At 69.5% G+C, this 17,667-nt stretch carries 18 protein-coding genes; 8 read left to right on the top strand and 10 right to left on the bottom strand.

All coding sequences use genetic code 11. The annotated features are described in order from the left end of the window. Positions 1-124: 124 nt before the first annotated feature. Complete coding sequence (locus AB0F43_RS20150; protein WP_360478573.1) at positions 125-1,144, bottom strand: LLM class flavin-dependent oxidoreductase; 1,020 nt, start codon at positions 1,142-1,144, stop codon at positions 125-127. A 38-nt stretch (positions 1,145-1,182) separates the two neighbouring features. Continuing rightward, on the bottom strand, positions 1,183-1,710 hold the full coding sequence (locus tag AB0F43_RS20145; protein ID WP_360478570.1) for an NAD(P)H-dependent oxidoreductase: 528 nt from the start codon (positions 1,708-1,710) through the stop codon (positions 1,183-1,185). Between the two features lie 163 nt (positions 1,711-1,873). Here AB0F43_RS20145 and AB0F43_RS20140 point away from each other — a divergent pair, with 163 nt between their 5' ends. Next, positions 1,874-4,126, top strand: a complete 2,253-nt coding sequence (locus AB0F43_RS20140; protein ID WP_360478567.1) for a helicase — start codon at positions 1,874-1,876, stop codon at positions 4,124-4,126. Here the strand turns inward: AB0F43_RS20140 and AB0F43_RS20135 are convergent. Further along, on the bottom strand, positions 4,123-4,695 hold the full coding sequence (locus AB0F43_RS20135; RefSeq protein ID WP_360478564.1) for a hypothetical protein: 573 nt from the start codon (positions 4,693-4,695) through the stop codon (positions 4,123-4,125). The two genes, AB0F43_RS20140 and AB0F43_RS20135, sit on opposite strands and share 4 nt — an antisense overlap. Beyond that, positions 4,695-6,314, bottom strand: coding sequence for a histidinol-phosphatase (locus AB0F43_RS20130; protein WP_360478562.1), 1,620 nt, complete (start codon positions 6,312-6,314; stop codon positions 4,695-4,697). Before AB0F43_RS20130 ends, AB0F43_RS20135 begins: the two co-directional genes overlap by 1 nt. Positions 6,315-6,590: 276 nt before the next feature. Here AB0F43_RS20130 and AB0F43_RS20125 point away from each other — a divergent pair, with 276 nt between their 5' ends. Together AB0F43_RS20125 and AB0F43_RS20120 are read left to right on the top strand one after the other, a co-directional pair. Then, positions 6,591-7,262 carry an excalibur calcium-binding domain-containing protein gene (locus AB0F43_RS20125; protein ID WP_360478559.1) on the top strand — a complete coding sequence of 224 codons (672 nt, stop codon included), beginning with the start codon at positions 6,591-6,593 and terminating at the stop codon, positions 7,260-7,262. Then, a complete protein-coding gene (locus AB0F43_RS20120; RefSeq protein ID WP_360478556.1) occupies positions 7,160-8,008 on the top strand; it encodes a M23 family metallopeptidase in 849 nt (282 codons plus the stop codon). The genes AB0F43_RS20125 and AB0F43_RS20120 overlap by 103 nt, the downstream gene beginning before the upstream one ends. A gap of 270 nt (positions 8,009-8,278) precedes the next feature. Here AB0F43_RS20120 and AB0F43_RS20115 read toward each other — a convergent pair whose 3' ends face one another. Genes AB0F43_RS20115 through AB0F43_RS20105 form a run of 3 tightly spaced genes read right to left on the bottom strand, consistent with a single transcriptional unit; the run spans position 8,279 to position 9,692 of the window. Continuing rightward, positions 8,279-8,623 carry a hypothetical protein gene (locus tag AB0F43_RS20115; protein WP_360478553.1) on the bottom strand — a complete coding sequence of 115 codons (345 nt, stop codon included), beginning with the start codon at positions 8,621-8,623 and terminating at the stop codon, positions 8,279-8,281. Continuing rightward, entirely contained in the window at positions 8,623-9,072 is a 450-nt protein-coding gene (locus AB0F43_RS20110) for a YdeI/OmpD-associated family protein (protein ID WP_360478550.1), read from the bottom strand. Before AB0F43_RS20110 ends, AB0F43_RS20115 begins: the two co-directional genes overlap by 1 nt. After that, a complete protein-coding gene (locus AB0F43_RS20105) occupies positions 9,069-9,692 on the bottom strand; it encodes a DUF998 domain-containing protein (RefSeq protein ID WP_360478548.1) in 624 nt (207 codons plus the stop codon). Before AB0F43_RS20105 ends, AB0F43_RS20110 begins: the two co-directional genes overlap by 4 nt. Before the next feature lie 58 nt (positions 9,693-9,750). Between AB0F43_RS20105 and AB0F43_RS20100 the strand changes: the two genes are divergently transcribed. Together AB0F43_RS20100 and AB0F43_RS20095 are read left to right on the top strand one after the other, a co-directional pair. Next, positions 9,751-12,423: an alpha/beta fold hydrolase gene (locus AB0F43_RS20100; protein WP_360478545.1), complete on the top strand. Its 2,673-nt coding sequence runs from the start codon at positions 9,751-9,753 to the stop codon at positions 12,421-12,423. Between the two features lie 56 nt (positions 12,424-12,479). Then, positions 12,480-12,821, top strand: a complete 342-nt coding sequence (locus AB0F43_RS20095) for a VOC family protein (protein WP_360478543.1) — start codon at positions 12,480-12,482, stop codon at positions 12,819-12,821. A 230-nt stretch (positions 12,822-13,051) separates the two neighbouring features. On the opposite strand, the gene AB0F43_RS20090 is transcribed toward AB0F43_RS20095, so the two are convergent. Beyond that, complete coding sequence (locus AB0F43_RS20090; RefSeq protein ID WP_012924486.1) at positions 13,052-13,282, bottom strand: hypothetical protein; 231 nt, start codon at positions 13,280-13,282, stop codon at positions 13,052-13,054. Between the two features lie 255 nt (positions 13,283-13,537). On the opposite strand from AB0F43_RS20090, the gene AB0F43_RS20085 reads away from it, so the two are divergent. Further along, positions 13,538-14,131 (top strand): MarR family transcriptional regulator, encoded by a 594-nt coding sequence (locus AB0F43_RS20085; RefSeq protein ID WP_360478540.1) that lies wholly within the window; start codon positions 13,538-13,540, stop codon positions 14,129-14,131. A gap of 65 nt (positions 14,132-14,196) precedes the next feature. Further along, positions 14,197-14,565, top strand: a complete 369-nt coding sequence (locus AB0F43_RS20080; protein ID WP_360478537.1) for a VOC family protein — start codon at positions 14,197-14,199, stop codon at positions 14,563-14,565. Here the strand turns inward: AB0F43_RS20080 and AB0F43_RS20075 are convergent. Together AB0F43_RS20075 and AB0F43_RS20070 are read right to left on the bottom strand one after the other, a co-directional pair. Next, on the bottom strand, positions 14,556-15,344 hold the full coding sequence (locus AB0F43_RS20075; protein WP_360478534.1) for a DUF3152 domain-containing protein: 789 nt from the start codon (positions 15,342-15,344) through the stop codon (positions 14,556-14,558). The two genes, AB0F43_RS20080 and AB0F43_RS20075, sit on opposite strands and share 10 nt — an antisense overlap. 179 nt (positions 15,345-15,523) lie before the next feature. After that, on the bottom strand, positions 15,524-16,003 hold the full coding sequence (locus AB0F43_RS20070) for a GNAT family N-acetyltransferase (protein ID WP_360478531.1): 480 nt from the start codon (positions 16,001-16,003) through the stop codon (positions 15,524-15,526). 123 nt (positions 16,004-16,126) lie between these two features. Between AB0F43_RS20070 and AB0F43_RS20065 the strand changes: the two genes are divergently transcribed. Continuing rightward, positions 16,127-17,644 carry an LCP family protein gene (locus AB0F43_RS20065; protein WP_360478528.1) on the top strand — a complete coding sequence of 506 codons (1,518 nt, stop codon included), beginning with the start codon at positions 16,127-16,129 and terminating at the stop codon, positions 17,642-17,644. Positions 17,645-17,667: the final 23 nt, after the last annotated feature.

Genomic DNA, 17,667 nt, shown 5'->3' with positions numbered 1-17,667 from the left:
CCGCTGGGTGGTGCGGGTAGCTCCCAGTCGGTGCTTTGCAGGTTGTCTCTCGGCTGACCGCTCGGTGCCTAGCCAAAGCACCGCCTGTGAGCGGCTGGGGTCAGGGCAGGCGGGCGGGGGGTGGTCAGCGCGGGGTGAGGCCCCAGGTTTTGGCTAGTTGGGTGTAGGAGTGGCGGCGTTCGGTGGGGTTGTGGATGTTGGTGGTGATGATGAGTTCGTCGGCGTCGGCGGCTTTGGCTCGGCGGGAGAGATCGGCGGCTACCTGGTCGGGGGTGCCGACGGAGACCAGGCCGGACCATTCTTCGACGGCGGCGCGTTCGGCGTCCGACCAGGGGTAGGCGGCCGCTTCCTCGGGGGACGGGAGGGGGCCGGGACGGCCGGAGCGGAGGCGGAGCATGGAGAGGGCGTTGGCTTGGGCCAACTGCTGAGCGCGTTCCTCGGTGTCGGCCACGATCGCGGCCAGGGCGAGGATGACGTGGGGCTCCGACTGGTGGTCCGAGGGCTGGAAGTCCTCGCGGTACGACGCGATCACGCCGGCCGGGTCCAGCGTGCCGAAGTGACCGGCGTACGCGAAGCCCGTCCCCAGGGCGGCCGCGGCCTGGCCGCCGTACGTGCTGGAGCCGAGGATCCACACCGGCGGCAGTGGTACGTCGTCCGGTTGCGCGGAGATCGGCGCGAACGGGTGGCCGGCCGGGAAGCCCTCGGCGTACGCGCGGAGCTCGGCGTACTGCTCGGGGAAGTCGTCCGCGCCGAGCGCTTCGCGGCTGCGGCGCAGGGCGAGCGCGGTCCGCTGGTCGGTGCCGGGTGCGCGGCCGATGCCGAGGTCGATGCGTTCGGGATGCAGCCCGGCCAGCACGCGGAACGTCTCGGCGACCTTCAGCGGTGAGTGGTTCGGCAACATGATGCCGCCGGAGCCGACCCGGATGCGCGAGGTGGCCGCGGCGACGGCCGCGATCATCACCTCGGGACTCGAGCTGACCACGCTTGAGATGTTGTGATGCTCCGCCAGCCAGTAGCGGTGGTACCCGGCGGCCTCGGCGGTCCGGGCCAGTTCGAGCGTCTCGTGCAGCGCCTGGGACGGCCGGGATCCCGTCGGCACCGGCGAGAGGTCGAGTACGGACAGGGGCATCGGTTCGGCACTCACGTTCAACCAGCAACCGCGACCGCGGGATACCTATTCCGCTAGGCCGGGTAGCGGGTTTGGGCGCGGGCGTCCCGGAGCGCCCGGGCCCACCAGGCGAGCTGGGTGAGCAGGGCCGAGGCGGCGGCCGGGGTGGTCGGGTCGGTCGGCTCGCCGTCGGCGGTGAAGTCCGTCTCGTGGAAGCCGAGGGTGTCGCGAATCGTGACCGCGTGAAGCTCGCCGAAGACCAGCCGGAGCTGCTCGGCGGCGCGCAGTCCGCCGGATCGGCCGCCGTACACGACGAAGGCGATCGGCTTGCCGTACCAAGGCCGGCGTACCGCGTCGATCGCGGTCTTGAGGTCGCCCGGGTACGCGTGGTTGTACTCGGCGGTGACGATCACCACGGCGTCGGCCTCGGCGATCCGGGCCGGCAGCTCAGCGAGTGGTACGGCGCTCAGGTCGATCACGTCGAGCTTGAAGTCGTCGGATCGCTCGACCTGACGGGCGAACCAGCGGGTGACCAGAGTGCCGAAGCGACCGGCGTCGACATTGCGGGTGAGCAGGGCCAGCCGCAGCGGGTGAACGGTCACGCCCGGGACGCTAGTACCTCAACAAGACTTGAGGTCAAGCCGGAGACCGGGCGCAGTACAGAAAATACGCGGAAGAGGATAAAATCAGGGATTTGTGGCTACCACCAGAGAATTCCATGAATTGGTCTCTGGGAACCAACGGATCGTAGTTTATCACAAGGGGTTGGAATTGCCGAATCCGGTGCAGGTCGAGCAGGTTCACCTGACGACTTTCTACGCAGCGCTCGACGCCGAGCGTGAGCGGGCGGAGGCCCGCAAGCAGGACGAGCAGCTCGTCCAGACCCGCAACGCGCAGGCCCTGCACCAGCGCGACGGCCGGATCCGCGAGCTGAACTCCCGGCTGGCCCGGCTCAACTCGGCCGAGGAAGGCCTGTACTTCGGCCGCCTGGACGACGCGGCCGGCGAGACCCTGCACATCGGCCGGCTCGGGTTGCACGACGACGACTACGAACCGTTACTGGTCGACTGGCGCGCGCCCGCGGCCCGCCCGTTCTACATCGCCACCGCGGTCGCGAACGAGGGCGTGGTCCGGCGCCGGCACATCCAGACCCGGCTGCGCACGGTGACCGACGTCCAGGACGAGCAGCTCGACCTGGACCGGCACGCGCCCGACGCGTCCAAACCCGGTACCGGGGTGATGGGTGAGGCCGTGCTGCTCGCCGCACTGGAAGCCCGCCGGACCGGCCGGATGGAGTCGATCGTGCAGACGATCCAGGCCGACCAGGACCGGATCATCCGCTCCGAACTGCCCGGAATCCTGGTCGTCCAGGGCGGTCCGGGCACCGGCAAGACGGCCATCGCGCTGCACCGGGCGGCCTATTTGCTTTACACCCACCGAAAGCAACTGGAAAAGCGTGGAATTCTGGTGGTCGGGCCGAATCCGGCGTTCCTGCGGTTCATCGGCGAGGTGCTCCCGTCACTCGGTGAGGACGGCGTCCGGCTCGTCACCGTCGCCGAGCTGTACCCGGACCTGACCGCGACCCGGCCGGAGGACGCGGAGAGCGCCGAGGTGAAGGGCCGTGCGGTGATGGCCGAGGTGATCGCCAAAGCGGTCGACGACCGGCAGTGGGTCCCCGACCGGCCGATCCACGTGACCGTCGAGCAGACCGTGCTCCGGCTCGACCCCGAGGTCTGCGCCGACGCACGCGCGCGGGCGCGGGGCCGGAACCTCACCCACAACCAGGCCCGGCCGTACTTCCTCACCGAGATCGTCGACTTTCTCACCGACCAGTACGCCGACATCATCGGCGCCGACCCCCTCGGCGGCGAGAACCTGCTCGACGACTACGACCGTGCGGAACTGCGCAAGGAGGTGCTCGCCGAGCCGGCCGTCCAGGCTGTGCTCGACCAGCTCTGGCCGACGCTCAGTCCGCAGAGACTCCTCGAGGACCTGTACGGCGACGAGGATCGGCTGGCCCTGGCCGCGCCACAGCTGAGTGTGCTCGATCGCGAACACCTGCTGCGGTACGGCGATGACTGGAGCCCGTCCGACGTACCACTGCTCGACGAAGCGGCCGAACTGCTCGGTGACGACGGACGTGAGGCCGCGAAGGAGAAGGCGGCGCGGGCGCGGGCGATCGCTTACGCACAAGGGTCATTGGACGTGCTGACCGGTTCGGCGTCGACGGACTTCGACGAGGACGACGACGCGGAGGTGCTGACCGCGAAGGACATCCTCGACGCCGAGGCGCTGGCGGAGCGGTACGAGGCCGACGACGACCGGACACTGGCCGACCGGGCCGGCGCCGACCGGCGGTGGACGTACGGGCACGTGATCGTGGACGAGGCGCAGGAGCTGACCCCGATGGCGTGGCGGGCGATCGCGCGGCGGTGTCCGCTTCGCTCGATGACGGTCGTCGGCGACGTCGCGCAGACCGGTGCGGTCGGCGGCGGGACGAGCTGGGAAGGCGCGCTCGGCGCGACCTTCGGGAAGCGGTGGCGGCTGGCCGAGCTGACGCTCAACTACCGCACGCCGGCCGAGGTGATGGAGCTCGCCGGCGCCGTTCTCCGCGAGGTGGATCCGCGGGCGAAGGCGCCGCGTTCGGTCCGGTCGACCGGCGTACGGCCCTGGCACGCGGACATCGCGCCGGCGGACCAGGCGGCGTACGTCCACAAGGTCGCGGCGGAGGAGACGCAGCACGGGAAGGTCGGTGTGATCACCTCGCGCAGTCGCCTCGAGCTGGTGCAGGAGGCCGTCGCTCAGGTGGGTGACGTGACGGTGCTGAGTGCGGCAGGCGCCAAGGGCCTGGAGTTCGACTCGGTCCTCGTCGTCGACCCCGACGGCATCCTGGTCGAGTCACCCCGTGGCTTGCGGGACCTGTACGTCGCGCTGACCCGTTGCACCCAACGCCTCGGAGTCGTCGGGCCCCTCCCCGAAGTACTGCGCTCTTCTACTGCCTGGGACGACAGGCGTTAGTGATCGGCGCAGCACTTTTGCTGGTGTTGGAGTTCGAAGGGGATCAGGAGGTTGTCGGCGGCTGGCTGGAGTTGGAGGATCAGCCGGCCGTCGCGGCGCAGGGGGCGGAGGAAGTCGCGGGTGTCGATCAGGGAGTCGTCGGTGATCGGGAGACCGCCGACGACTTCGAGGTGGTCGATGCCGCAGCGGGTGCGGAGTTCCGCGGCGGGCAGGATGCCGTGGGCCTGTTCGTGTCCGGGCCAGCGGACCGCGCGTCCCGCCGTACCGAGGGCCGCTTCGACGGCGGCGACGTACGCACCACGGACGAGCTGACTCGGGCCGGCGAGCTCCGGACCGGACGCGCCGGGCCGGGTGATCGCGAGGCCGACGTGGCGATCGGCGAAGTGCTCGCGGACTTCGTCGGCCAGGTCGGCCGCACTCATGACGGATACCGCGACGTGCGGGCGGTCGCCGCCTGACACCATGTGGGTGCAGGCGACGACCGGCTGACGCACGGCGTCGAGCAGGGAGTAGAGCAGGTGGTCGGCCTCGGCCGTGTCCCGGCTGTCCGCGTCGATCGCGATGATCATTACTTCGGCAGCACCCAGATCGGGTTCGTGTAGAACCACAGGTCGATCCACGGGTCCGCGTCGCCGACCACGTCGAGCTGCGGACCGGCCGGGTCGACCACCGCACCGAGGTACCCGGGCTGGCTGCGGTTCCCGTCGGTGCCGCGGACGCGGACGTAGAACGGCGCCTCCGCCTTGCCCAGCGGGTACACCAGCTCGAACGTGCCGCGGCGGCCCGAGGTGTCCCACTGCCGGACGACCTTGGTGTTCGGGGTCGTGAAGGTGTCGCGATCGGCGACCGGTCCGGTCACCGCGCCCTGGATGACGTCGACGCGGTTGAGGGTCGGTACGAAGTTCGCCCAGTTCGGCATGGTCTGTGCGGTGATCCGTACGACGAGCTCGAGAGCACGGCCCTTGCGCGTGATCAACGCTCCGCCGAGTGGTTCGCCGTACCGTTTGCCGACCTCGCGGACCTCAACCTCGACACCCTTCACGAGTGCGCCGTGGTCGACCCAGACGCGGCCGTTGCGCAGGCCCTCCATCACCGCGAGGTAGTCGCGCCGGTCCGCGCCGACGTGGGTACGGCTGTAGAAGCCGGGCCAGAAGTCGCCCGCGCTGGAGTTGACCGTGTTGCCGTAGACCGGGTCCATGTAGCGGCCGTCGCGATCGAACTGTGCCTGGCTCGAACCGTCCGGACGGCGTGCGGTCTCGTTCCAGTTCACGTGCGAGTCGGAGTTGGCGCTGATCCACCACGGCTTGCCCTCGGCGAGCAGGCTGTCCCAGAGCCCGCCGACGGTTGACGTCATCCAGTCGAATCCGCCCCAGGTGCGGTAGCTCTCGGCCGGGTAGCCGGGGAACGAGTTCGCGTTCGGCGAGTTGCCGTAGAAGCCACGGGCGCTGGCAGCGCCCTTTGGCAGACCGGCCGCCTGATGACCCGGCGCGCCCTCGAACCCGACCGCGATCCGCGGGTCGGCGTCACGCCAGTTGCGGATCTCGTGCGGGCTGTCGATGCCGTTGCGGGCCGGGTGGTTGGCCAGGAACAACGCATCCGCGACCCGACGCTGGTCCACCTGCTGACCGAGCCACTGGATGCCGGACACCGCGAGCGCCTCGTTGGCTGGCGTGTTCGCGCCCGCGCCTTTCACGCTGCCGTCGTACGTGTTCTCGAACTGCTTCAGTACGTCGACCTCGCGGCTGCCCGGCGCGACGAAGACGGTGCCGTGCTCGGCCGCGGGGATGTTCCACTCCAGGCCCTGGAAGATCAGCGTGTTACGCAGCTCCGTGCGGGCCGCCTTGATCTGCGGGTTGACCAGGTCAACCCCGATCCGGGCGTGTGTCGCGCCGCCGTGGTCGGTGATGACGAGCCAGTCCAGCCCGTACGCCGTCGCATGCCGCGCCTGGTCGATCACCCGGTACATGCCATCGGAGCTCAGCTGCGTGTGAATGTGGTGATCGCCGGCCAGCCAGACCTTCGGGCGGCTCCCCGGCCGGAAGATCCAGCCATCGCCGGTGGCCGCGGCCGGGGTCGCGGCGAGCCCAGCTCCGGTGACGGCCAGGGCCGCCGTGCCTCCGAGAATCCCGGCCGACCGCAGCAACGCCCGCCGCGACACCTCACTCGGCGCCAGCTCACTGTCCGGCACCGACTCATCCAACGCAGCCAACGTCGCCGCATCCAACTCCGTGTTCGGATGGTGATGGTGATGGTGATGCCCGTCCCCGTGGTCATGCCCGTGCCCATGTCCGTGGCTGTGGTCGTGCGTGTGCGGGTGGTCGTGAGAGCGGCCCATCGTGTGTCCTCTCGGATGGCGGAATCCGCCGCGATCATCACCCTTTCCCATGACCACCACCTGTCGTCCTGGTGAACACCAACCATGGACAACGCACAGCCACGACGTTTGAATGAGCGCGGGGGAATCATGTATGGAGAACTGCGTTCTGTCACAAACCATCGCAAGGTCACCGGGCCGGATCGCGGTAACGCGACGCTGGCGGCGCTGGCCGGAGTCGCGATCGGAGTCATCCTCGTCCTGCTCACCTGGCTGGTCATCCTGCTCAACCGCACTGATCCGGCCGACCAGTCGGCCAACACACCGACGGCCACAGCGCCGGCCACGGCTTCGGCGCCGACGTCGGCGCCGGCTTCGGTGAAGACGGTGACGGTCGCGCCATCGGTGAAGGGCACCGCTACGGTGCCGAAGGGTGCCGGAGATGTCCGGGCGTTGCCGGCCGGACTGTTCTGCCGGGATCTGAAGGCCAAGGGCTACAGCTACGTGGCGGCGATCGACTACTGGCGACTGCACGGCCAACCGAACAAGATGGATGCCGACCGCAACGGAATCCCGTGCGAGACCGTCTATCCGCGCGGTGATGTCGCGCTCTACTGGCACGGGCGTGAGATCTCTGGCATCGCACCGCTGACGGCAGGTCTGTTCTGTCGCGATCTCGCTGCTCGCGGAGCGACGTACGGAGAAGCGGTCGCCTACTGGTGGTACTACGACCGGCCCGCGCGAATGGATGCCGACAACAACGGCATTCCCTGCGAGACGGTGTACCCGACCGCGGTCGTGAACGCCTTCTGGTTCTCGTGAGGCGGTCGGTCTGGGCGGTGTTCCTGGCAGCGGCCACCCTGGTCACAGCCGGTGGTCTGATCGCACTGTCGTCGACGGGGGCGTTCGACGAGACCGAATCGGACGCGCCGACCGTGCCTACGCCGACAACCACCGGGACTGATCCCGTCCCGACCGAACCCACCCGAGGTTCAAGCCCACCGACTGTGTCACCGCCGGCTTCATCCTTGCCTACGGCAAGGATCGGGTACGTCTTCCCGGTGGCTGGTTGTCAGGCTTCCGCGTCGCGGAGTCATCATGACTATCCGGCTGCGGACATCTTTGCGGAGAAGGGCTGCAGGTTTGTGTCGCCGGTGGATGGGCGGGTTGACGAGGTGACGCGGGTCGATCGGTGGGATCCGCGGAGCAATGTGGGGCGGGACCGGGGTGGGTTGTCGGTGTCGGTGGTGGGGATTGACGGGGTGCGGTACTACGGGTCGCACCTGTCGGCGATCGCGAGCGGGATCGAGCCTGGTCTGAGCGTCCGCGCCGGGCAGGTGCTCGGGTCGATCGGGAACACCGGCAGCGCCCGCGTCACCCCGCCGCACCTGCACTTCGGCATCAGCTGGCCGACCCCGCCTGAACGATGGTGGATCCGCCGCGGGTCCGTCTCGCCGCAACCCTTCTTGGACGCCTGGCGCGAGCGCCGCCAACTCTCACCCGTCACCGCAGTCGCCAAAGCCCACCGCGCCTACGGCACCGACCGCGGCTGCCGCTCCTACTGCTGACGCCGACAGAAGATCGTGCTCGAGTTGTGGTCGAACACCAATGCCCGTCCTTCACGAACAAGGAGAACCCGGTGGCGACCGCCTTCCATCCTTCGTGCCAGATGGCCCGGTGACCGAACATCTCGAAGTACTGAGTGCGATGAGTGGTCGGCGCCTCCCGCTCGGTCGGCGACCCGGTCGCTGGTCGGACCAGTGCACTTAGCCGCATTAGTCGACCAGGATCTCCGCCGGATGCCGGTGTCAAGGGCCGCGAGCCGCACCGGAAGGGGTTCAGATGATCCGGCGGATCTCGGACTCGCCTTCCCAGCCGGGCCAGGTACGGCGGTGGAGGTCCATGAAGCGCTCGGTCCAGCGGATCGCGTCGGCCCGCGTGGGAACGTCGTACAGGGCGTAGGCGCCGAGCGGGGTCGGGTCCTCGAACGGGCCGTCGGTGACGGTGAGCCGGCCGGCGGAGACGGCCACCCGGGTGGCGGTCGCGACCGGGAGCAGGCCGGCCGTGTCGACGAGGACCCCACTGCGCGCAGCCTCGGCGCTGAGGGCCGCGATGCCTTCGTGCAAGGCGGGCGGCGGGAAGCCGTGGGACTCGGACGTGCGCAGCAACGCGATGAATCGCATTACCGGGCCCGGCCCTCGCGCAGCATCCCGATCGACTTCTCGATCCGCCGCGCCTTGGTCTCTTCGGTCTTGGCCCCGGTCACCTGCAGGACGTGCCACTGCTGCTTGCTGTAGCTCAGCGTCTGCCAGAACTCCTGTGCCTTGGCGTCGGCGGCGAGCGCTGCCGCGAACTCCTCCGGTACGTCGACCTCGCGCGGAGCCGTGTCGAGTTCGACATCGACCTCCAGCACGTCCCCGGCGGACACCCCGGCAGCAGTACGACGGTCCGCGCTGACGCCGAGCAGATACCGCCCGCCCATCCGGGCGATCGAGGTGCGGAAGGTGAGCCCGTTGACGGTCACGCTGACCTTCGGGTGCGCACCGCCCCCGAGCGCCTCGACGATCTCGGCGGACACCTCGAATCCGGCGGTCGTCTTCCCGGTGGACTCGAGCTCGGCCGTGAACTTCATCGCAGACTCCCCTCCGCGCGAGCGCGCAGCATCAGCATGGTGATCCAGGTCCAGCCCAGAATGACAGCGACGGTGAAGCCGAGGTTGACGACCGCGCTGCCGGCGCCGGCGGCGAGCCCGGCGAGGCCGAGGAAGTACACGACACCGGTGACCAGCGAGAACCGCGACCAGCCGGCCGAGCGCCGTCGCCCGAACCACCGGCTGAGCACGAAGCACGCAACGATCAGCCCGATGAACCCGATCATCCCGGCGATGACGTGCCCGAACCCGTGCCAGCTCACCGTCTCCGGCAGGGCATCTGATGTGCCGGGCGGGAAGCCGAGCGCCGGATCGGCCCGCATGAACCCGGCCGCGGCGACGCCGGCGCCGTACGCGATGAGACCGCCGATGCCCCAGCGGGATTGGAGTCCGGCGCGGCGCAGGGCGATCGCGCCGATCACTGTGAGCAGGCCGGTGCCGACCATCATGACCGAGTGAACCCAGCCGCCGGTCCCGTTGGCCAGCAGGCTGAGTGAGTGCTTGCGGATGTCGAACCCGTCGCGGACGATCGCCTCGACGGTGCCGATCCCGACGTACAGAGGGCCGGCGAGTGCCCCGGCCAGCAGGAGAGGTCGTGTCATGGCTTCAGCCTCGGTCGAAGCCCTTTGGAAATCCTTTCGGAGTTCTAGGCTGAGGCGTATGCGATTTGGGGTGCTGGGGCCGGTCACCGCCTGGACCGATGACGGGCAGGCTGTCCGGCTCCCCGATCGCAAGGTACGGGCGTTGCTCGCGGACCTGCTGCTGCACGCGGGCCGGCCGGTCGCCGCGGCCGCGATCATCGACGATCTGTGGGGCGACGAGCTGCCGGTCAACCCGACCGCGACGCTGCAGACCAGGGTCTCCCAGCTGCGCAAGGCACTCGACGAGGCCGAGCCGGGCGGACGCGAACTGGTGCGGACGACGCCCGCCGGGTACCTCATCGCTGTCGCCGCGGAGGCTGTCGACTCCGGCCGCTTCCGTGCCCTCGCCGCCCGCGCCCGGCAGACCGGCAACGCCCGGATGCGCGCCGCCACCCTGGCCGACGCGCTGACGCTTTGGCGCGGTCCGGCGTACGCGGATGTCGCGCAGGAGGCGTTCGCCCGGGCGACGATCGACCGCCTCGACGAGGAGCGGCTGGCCGTGCAGGAGGCGTACGCCGAGGCGCGGTTGGTGCTCGGTGAGTACGACGAACTCGTCGCCGAACTGGCCGAACTCGTGGCCCGGAACCCGTTGCGTCAGCGGCTGCGCGCCGTACAGATGAAGGCGCTTCATCAGACCGGCCGGCAGGCCGAGGCGCTGGAGAGCTACGCCGACCTGAGGCACCGACTGGCGGACGAGCTCGGGCTCGATCCGGGTCCGGAGTTGGTCGCGCTGCATCAGGAGATCCTCACGAAGACACCGGCGCTGCGTGAGCCGCTGCGGACGAATCTGCCGGCCGAGGTGGAGTTGATCGGCCGAGATGCGGCGGTGGACGAGGTGGGCGAGCGGCTGGCGTCGGCCCGGCTGGTGACGCTGACCGGCGCGGGTGGGGTTGGTAAGACGAGCCTGGCGCTTGCGGCCGCTCGGCGTACTGGTGACGCGGCCTGGCTGGTCGAGCTGGCGACGCTCGACGCCGGGGCGAGTGCTGACGAGGTGTCGGCGATGATCGAGGCAACGACCGGGCTGCTCATCCTGGACAACTGCGAGCACGTGATCGAAGCCGCGGCCAAGGTGGCTGCCCGGCTGCTGCGCGAGTCGCCGGGGTTGCGGATCCTTGCCACCAGCAGGGAGCCGCTGGCGGTCGCCGGCGAGCAGCGTTGGCCGGTGCCGCCGCTGGGCCTCCCCTCGGGCGATGCGGACGCCGCCGCGAGCCCGGCCGTTCAGCTTTTTGTCGCCCGGGCTTCGGCAGCGGATCCGCGCTTCCGCTTGACCAACGACAACACCGCGGCCGTGGTCGCGTTGTGCCGCCGGCTCGACGGGCTTCCGCTCGCGCTGGAGCTGGCCGCGAGCCGGGTGGCGGCGATGGATGTGCGGGACCTGGTCGATCGGTTCGACGATCGCCATCGCGGGCGCGGTCTGCCCGATCGGCAGCAGACGCTGTCCGCGATGGTCGAGTGGAGTTGGGATCTGCTCGACGAACGAGAGCGCGCGGTCCTGCGCCGCCTCGCACCTCATCCCGGCGGGTGCACGCTGGCCGCGGCCGAGGCGGTCTGTGCGGGCGACGGCGTACCGGTGGCTGATGTCGCCGAGCTGCTGACCCGGCTGGTCGACCGCTCGCTCGTCGTACGCGTCGATGGGACGTCGGGGTCGCGTTATCGCTTGCTGGAGACGGTCCGCGCGTTCTGCCTGCAGCGACTGGAGGAAGCCGGCGAGCTCGAAACGACGCGGCGACGGTACGAACGGTACTTCGAAGGGCTCGCGCGGCACACTGAGCCACGGCTGTACGGGCACAGCGAACTGTTCGCGTACCTCGGCGGTTTGTACGGCGACCCGCCACAGCGTTCCTCGACCCACGCCGCGATGTTGCCACGGACAACGACTGTGACCTCGGCGGACGGAACGCCGATCGCGCTCGAGGTGTACGGCGTGAGCGGTCCGGCGATCGTGCTCGTCGGCGGCGCGCTGAACGACCGGCGAACGTTCATCCCGCTGGCCAAGCGACTGGCCGGGCAGTTCACCGTGGTGACCTACGACCGGCGTGGTCGCGGCGACAGCGGCGAGGTGCTGCCGTGGGCGGTCGAGCGGGAGCTCGAGGATCTGGCCGCGGTCGTCGACGCGACCGGTGGTTCGGCGTACGCGCTGGGGGTTTCGTCCGGTGCCGTGTTGGCGGCCGAGGCAGCGGCGCACGGCGTACCGATCCTCGGGCTGCTGCTGATCGAGCCGCCGTTCATCATCGACGACACCCGGCCCCGGCTCGCGGGCGACTTCCCGGCCCGGCTCCAGGAGCTGGTCAAGCAGGACCGGTACGGCGACGCCACCGAGCTGTTCCTGGTCCACGCCGTCGAGATGCCGGCCGAGGTTCTCGCGCCGATGCGGTCCGCCCCGCTGTGGAAGGACCTGGAGGCGCTGGCGCCGACGTTGGCGTACGACGTACTGGTGATGGGCGACTTCACCATTCCGGACCATTGGGCGACCGCGATCCGGGTGCCCACCTTGGTGATCGACGGCGGCGAGAGCCGGGACTGGCGGCGCAACACCGCGCAGTTCGTGGCCGATCTGCTCCCGGACGGCCGGCGGCTGACCATGGACGGTCACCCGCACGACGTCGAGCCCGACGTCCTCGGGCCGATCGTGGAGAGCTTCGTCGCCTCGTGTCGAGACCGCTCGGGTCGTTCCGACGTACCCCGTGGATGAGCTGACCGGCAGCTCTCTTGCAGATAGGCACAGTTATGCAGCCCGTTCTGAACAGTATGTTGCTCGGCAGCGCCGACCCGGAGCCGTTGAAGGCGTGGTACCGCGACGGCTTCCAGGCCGAGGTGGACGGCTACGGCAACCTGAACCTGGGCGGCTTCGGCCTGGTGATCGAGCACCGCGACGACGTCGCCGCGAAGACGGCCGAACCCGGCCGGTGCATCGTGAACTTCGCCGTCGACGACATCGAGGCGGCGGCCGCCCACCTCCGCGGCCTCGAGGTCGAGTGGCTGGTGCACCCGGAGGATCGTGGCGTCGGCTGGTTCGCCACGCTGATCGATCCGGACGGCAACTACGTCCAGTTGATCCAGATGAAGCCGGAGTACTACACGGGGCTCTGAACAAGAAAACGTCCGCACCGGACTTGGGGGCCGGTGCGGACGGGGTCTTCTCTCGGGGTCTTGCTGTCAGGCGCATTCAGGGGAGAACAGGGCGGCAAGCGGGGGGCAGAGCGCCAACGCCCGCTTGCCGCCAACGGCACCTTGGTGATCGAGGTGAGGCGCTCGACCGGCCGCGTTTCCGGGTGGGTTGTCTGGTGAGAAACGGAACGCGCAAAGGTGCCGAGTGCTTCTCAGCGGGGTGCTACGTCCCACATGCGCTCGCCGGGCAGGGGGTCGGGGAGCCGGTCCACGGCCGGCATCGGGTCGTTGGTGACCCGAAGACCGGCGAACCGGCGGCTCATGGCGTGTGCGTACCGCTCGGCCAACGCCGGCTCGGCGTTGTAGTCGGCGATCACGTGCTCACCGAACCAGACTCGGACGCGTCGGCGCTCAGACGTCTGGGTGGCGGTGGCGGTTGTCACTGGTCCTCCTGGCTGTTACTCGAAGGTGGTCGGCCTGGGAACGCGGAGCGAGCGCGGTGCCGGTGCGCCGTGTTCACCGTCACGTCAGATCCAACGGAGGACGCGGACTGTAAGTCACGCCTTGATCGCGATTCGGGATACTTTTTCGAGACCGGCCGGGATCGCATTTTCGACCCTGTGTTCGGATACGGATTCACAGCGTTTCCTCAGGAACGACACGCCGGGCTGTCAGTGGGACTCCGTACGCTGGATTCCGTGACCATCGAAGACGCTGGAACTAAGCCACGGATCGAGGCGATGTCCCTGGCGGTCCCTCAGCGGGTGGCCGACGGGGTCGTGCACGCACCTGATCGGGTCGAACCCGCCGGCCTCGCCGCCGTCCAGACCGAGCATCTGATCGGCGACGTCGGCGACGCGCTCCGCCTGCTCGACGCGGTCGAGCGCGTCCGCGGCCACGCCCACCCGCTCATCCTCGGCCTGCAGGACGCGGTCGGCATCAAGATGCCGGCGGCGCTGATGCTGAGCGCGATCGCGAACGGCCGGAAGACCGCCGACGAGGTCGCCGAGCAGGTCGGTACGACGACCGGCGAGGCCGAGCTCGCGATCGCCGAGCTCGAGGCGCTCGGCATGGTCCGGACCAGCCCGCGCCTGGTCGTCACCTCACTGGGTCAGGCCCGGCTCTCCCAGCTGGACGGTCTCACCGTCCGCGTCCTCGACGTCGTCACCGGCATCCTCGGCCCGACCGACGCCGCCCACCTGGTCCGCCTGCTGCACACCGTCGCCGACGGCCTCGAGTCCGCCGCCGGCACCGCCACCCAGTCCTTCCCGCAGGCCGCCCTGAACAACTGATCGATGTCGAATTCGTCGTAGCCGCGACGACGTAACTGACGTAAACCTGATTCAGGGAGGTCCTCATGTTCAAGGACACAAAGGCGTTCAGTGGGTTCTCGGTCGACGACATCGGCGCGGCGAAGGAGTTCTACGGCGGCACGCTCGGGCTGGAGGTGGGCGAGGAGCACGGGATGCTGCAACTGAAGATCGCCGGCGGCATCCCCATCCTCGTCTACCCGAAGGACAACCACGTCCCGGCCGAGTTCACCATCCTGAACTTCCCGGTCGACGACATCGACGCGGCGGCCCGCGAGCTGGCCGGCCGGGGCGTCACCTTCGAGCGGTACGACGACCAGCACGACGAGCTCGGCATCCGCCGGGGCGAGCGCGGCCCGGCGATCGCCTGGTTCAAGGACCCGGCCGGGAACGTGCTGTCGATCCTTCAGGAGTGAGGGATCGGGTCGTCGTACTGACCTAGGCGGCCCTTGTAGCGGACGCCGTTGACGTACGGCCAGGAGTACGGCGTACAGCCGTGCAGACCCAGCGTCTGTTGCTGCATGACCGGCGCCGGTTGGCCGGGTCCCGGGCACAGCTCATGGCCGCGGCCGAGCCGGTGACCGGTCTCGTGATTGATCATGTACTGCCGGTACGCCGCCAGCGGTGCACCGTAGTTCGGCACGCCGTGCACCCAGCGTGCGATGTTGAGCACGACGCGATCGCCGATCCGGCAACTCGTGTAGCGGTCGTACCCGCCGCCGCAGATGATGTCGCGCGTCACCGGCGTCACCAGCATCAGCGTGAAGTCGGCGTGCTGCCCCGGACCGACCTGCCGGAACCGCCACTGCCCGCCGGCGGCCCAGCCCTGCGGTGCGCCGTACGTCGCCCGGACGAACTGCGCCAGCGCGGCCCGGTCGACGCCGTTGATGCCACCCTCGATCGCGATCTGGAACGTGAGCAGCCGTCCGGCCCGGCCGATCACCGCGGGGTTCCCGGGCAGGACGGCGTACGAGACGGTGCCGCGGGCGGGGTAGGTGACCTGCGGTCGCGGCCGGACGGGGATCGACGAGGTACGGTCCGGATCGACGGGCTTGGCGGGCTGCTGCTGGACGGCCTGGGCCCCGGTGCGAGCCTGTGCGGCGGCCTCGGTCGAAGTGGCCGTGCGGCCCGGGGTGGCCGGCAGTTGGTACAGCGCGCCGATCGCGACCACGACGGCGACCGCCAACCCGGTCATCCTGACAACACTCCAACGGCGCATCCTGGCGGCTCCTCCCACAGCGCCCCTGATGAGCGCATTCTCACTCCGTTCTTGCCCGAGTGCCCACAAAGCCTTCTCAGCCCACAGATTTCCACCGCCTGTTTCGACACAGACGTGCTAGCTCGAGGGTGATCGACGCCTCGTGGCTGATGGGGTCAGCTCAAGCGGAAGCGCATCGTCGGGTAGTTCGCCTCGATGAATCCCAGCGCCCGGTAGAGGTCGATACCGTCGTCGCTCGCGTGCAGCTCGACCTGTCCGACGGCGGTCTCGTCGCGGAACCAGTCCAGCAGCGCGACCACACAGGCCCGGGCCAGACCGCGCCGGCGGAAATCCGGCTCGGTGCTGACGTTGTAGAGGTGACCGCGCAGGGCGCTGAGATCCTTCGGGCCCGGCGGGTGGACGTACACGTTGCCCGCGGCGCCCGCGATCACGCCGACGGCCGGGTCGTCGACGACGTACGCCGCGAACGTCTCCGGCGCTGCGAGCTGCTCGGCGAACCACTGCCGAGCGACCGCACGCCAGGGCGCGTCCGGGCCGCCGACGTCGTTGCCCATCGCCGCGAGCATCAGACCCCGCAGCCGGACCAGCGCGTCCGCGTCGTCCGGTTTCGCCCGCCGTACCTGACAGTCAATCACCACCACATCTTGCCAGCGCGGAAATCGCTACCGAACTTTTCGTCCGGTCAGTGAATCGAACGGAGTGGACGCGAACCGGCGACGCGTCCACCCGCCCGTGCCGCCGACCGCCGAGTGGAGACCATGTCCCCAAGTAGTAGAGCTCGTCGCGCTCATCCCGCTCGAGCCCGGCGGTCGAAACCTCGGCAACGATCCGCCCTTCGCGCGCTCGCGCTCGCTGTCCTCGGCGCGGTTCTTCCCGGTACGGCGTACCTGGCCGGGCGGCGGTTCCGGCTCGGCGGCGTGGTGACGACGATCAGCCTCGCGCTGTACGGCGCGGCCGCGTACGCCGGTCTGAAGCGCCGGGACGACGTGATCGGGTGGGCGCTGGATCCGGAGTTGCTGCTCTGGATAGTCGGCGGGCTGGGTGCGGTCGCGCTGTGCTGGGTCGTCGTACTCGTCACGTCGTACAAGATGCTGCGGCCGCTGGAGGTGCGGCCGGGGTCACGGCTGCTCGGTTCGCTGGTGATCGGGCTGGTCTGCTTCGGAATGGCATCGAGTACGGCGCTTGGCGCGCAGACGCTGATGGCGCAGCGCAGTCTGGTGCAGAAGGTGTTCTCGGGCGGGAACTCGAAGAGCCAGACACGGCCGACGATCACCAACACCAAGGACGTGTGGGCGCAGTTCCCCCGGCTGAACCTGCTGCTGCTCGGCGCGGACGACGGTGAGGGCCGGGACGGGACGCGGACCGACACCGTGATGGTCGCGAGTATCGACACCAAGACCGGGGACACCGCGCTGATCTCGCTGCCGCGGAACTGGATGCGGATGCCGTTCCCGGCCGACTCGCCGCTGCACAAGCTCTACCCGACCGGTTTCTGGGATCCGAACGGCCCCAAGGAGCAACCGAACTACTACCTCGACGCGATGTACCGGATGGTGCCGGAGCTGCATCGCGGCATCCTGGGACCGTCGGACAACGAGGGCGCCGACGTGCTGAAGCTGTCGGTCGGGGAGGCGCTCGGGCTGAAACTGCACTACTACGTGCAGGTGAACCTGGCCGGCTTCGAGCAGTTGGTGCAGGCGCTCGGCGGGATCACGGTCAACATCAACTACCCGGTCCCGGTCGGCGGGAACGACGACAAGAAGATCCCGCCGAGCCGCTACCTCGAGCCGGGCCCGAACCGGAAGCTGAACGGCACCGACGCGTTGTGGTTCGCCCGCGGCCGCTACCGGGTGCCGGGTGGGGACGTGCCCCGGCAGGCACGCCAGCGCTGCACGATCAAGGCGATCGTCGAACGTGCCACCCCGCGGAACGTCCTCGCCAACTACCAGTCCATCGCCGCAGCCGGCGAGCAACTCATCCGCACCGACGTCCCGGAGAAACTCCTCGCCCACTTCATCACCCTCGGCCAGAAGGTCAAGTCCGCAAAGATCACCAACATCGACCTCGACAAGAAACGCAACTACCCCAACGGCCGCAACCCCAATTACCCCGCCATGCGCACCCTGATCGCCAACGCCCTCAACCCCCAGCCCAAACCCCGACCCACCACAACCCGCCGCCCCACCACCAACCCGACCACCAAACCGACCACGAAGCCAACCCCGCCGGCCAACCTCACCGAGGCCTGCGCCTACAACCCCGGCCCACCAGGCTGAGCCCCGAGGACACCCCGGCGGTC

It is taken from the genome of Kribbella sp. NPDC023972, assembly GCF_040639075.1.
Classification (GTDB): Bacteria; Actinomycetota; Actinomycetes; order Propionibacteriales; family Kribbellaceae; genus Kribbella.
The sequence above is the reverse complement of the archived record's forward strand: the minus strand, read 5'-3'. Positions and strand labels throughout refer to the sequence as shown.

What these genes read in the sequence shown, in the direction of transcription:
- AB0F43_RS20135 (WP_360478564.1), bottom strand. Translation starts at nt 4,695, where the DNA reads ATGATCATCGCGATCGACGCGGACAGCCGGGACACGGCCGAGGCCGAC.
- AB0F43_RS20080 (WP_360478537.1), top strand. Translation starts at nt 14,197, where the DNA reads ATGTTCAAGGACACAAAGGCGTTCAGTGGGTTCTCGGTCGACGACATC.
- AB0F43_RS20110 (WP_360478550.1), bottom strand. Translation starts at nt 9,072, where the DNA reads ATGAAGTTCACGGCCGAGCTCGAGTCCACCGGGAAGACGACCGCCGGA.
- AB0F43_RS20125 (WP_360478559.1), top strand. Translation starts at nt 6,591, where the DNA reads ATGTATGGAGAACTGCGTTCTGTCACAAACCATCGCAAGGTCACCGGG.
- AB0F43_RS20065 (WP_360478528.1), top strand. Translation starts at nt 16,127, where the DNA reads ATGTCCCCAAGTAGTAGAGCTCGTCGCGCTCATCCCGCTCGAGCCCGG.
- AB0F43_RS20095 (WP_360478543.1), top strand. Translation starts at nt 12,480, where the DNA reads ATGTTGCTCGGCAGCGCCGACCCGGAGCCGTTGAAGGCGTGGTACCGC.
- AB0F43_RS20100 (WP_360478545.1), top strand. Translation starts at nt 9,751, where the DNA reads ATGCGATTTGGGGTGCTGGGGCCGGTCACCGCCTGGACCGATGACGGG.
- AB0F43_RS20105 (WP_360478548.1), bottom strand. Translation starts at nt 9,692, where the DNA reads ATGACACGACCTCTCCTGCTGGCCGGGGCACTCGCCGGCCCTCTGTAC.
- AB0F43_RS20075 (WP_360478534.1), bottom strand. Translation starts at nt 15,344, where the DNA reads ATGACCGGGTTGGCGGTCGCCGTCGTGGTCGCGATCGGCGCGCTGTAC.
- AB0F43_RS20115 (WP_360478553.1), bottom strand. Translation starts at nt 8,623, where the DNA reads ATGCGATTCATCGCGTTGCTGCGCACGTCCGAGTCCCACGGCTTCCCG.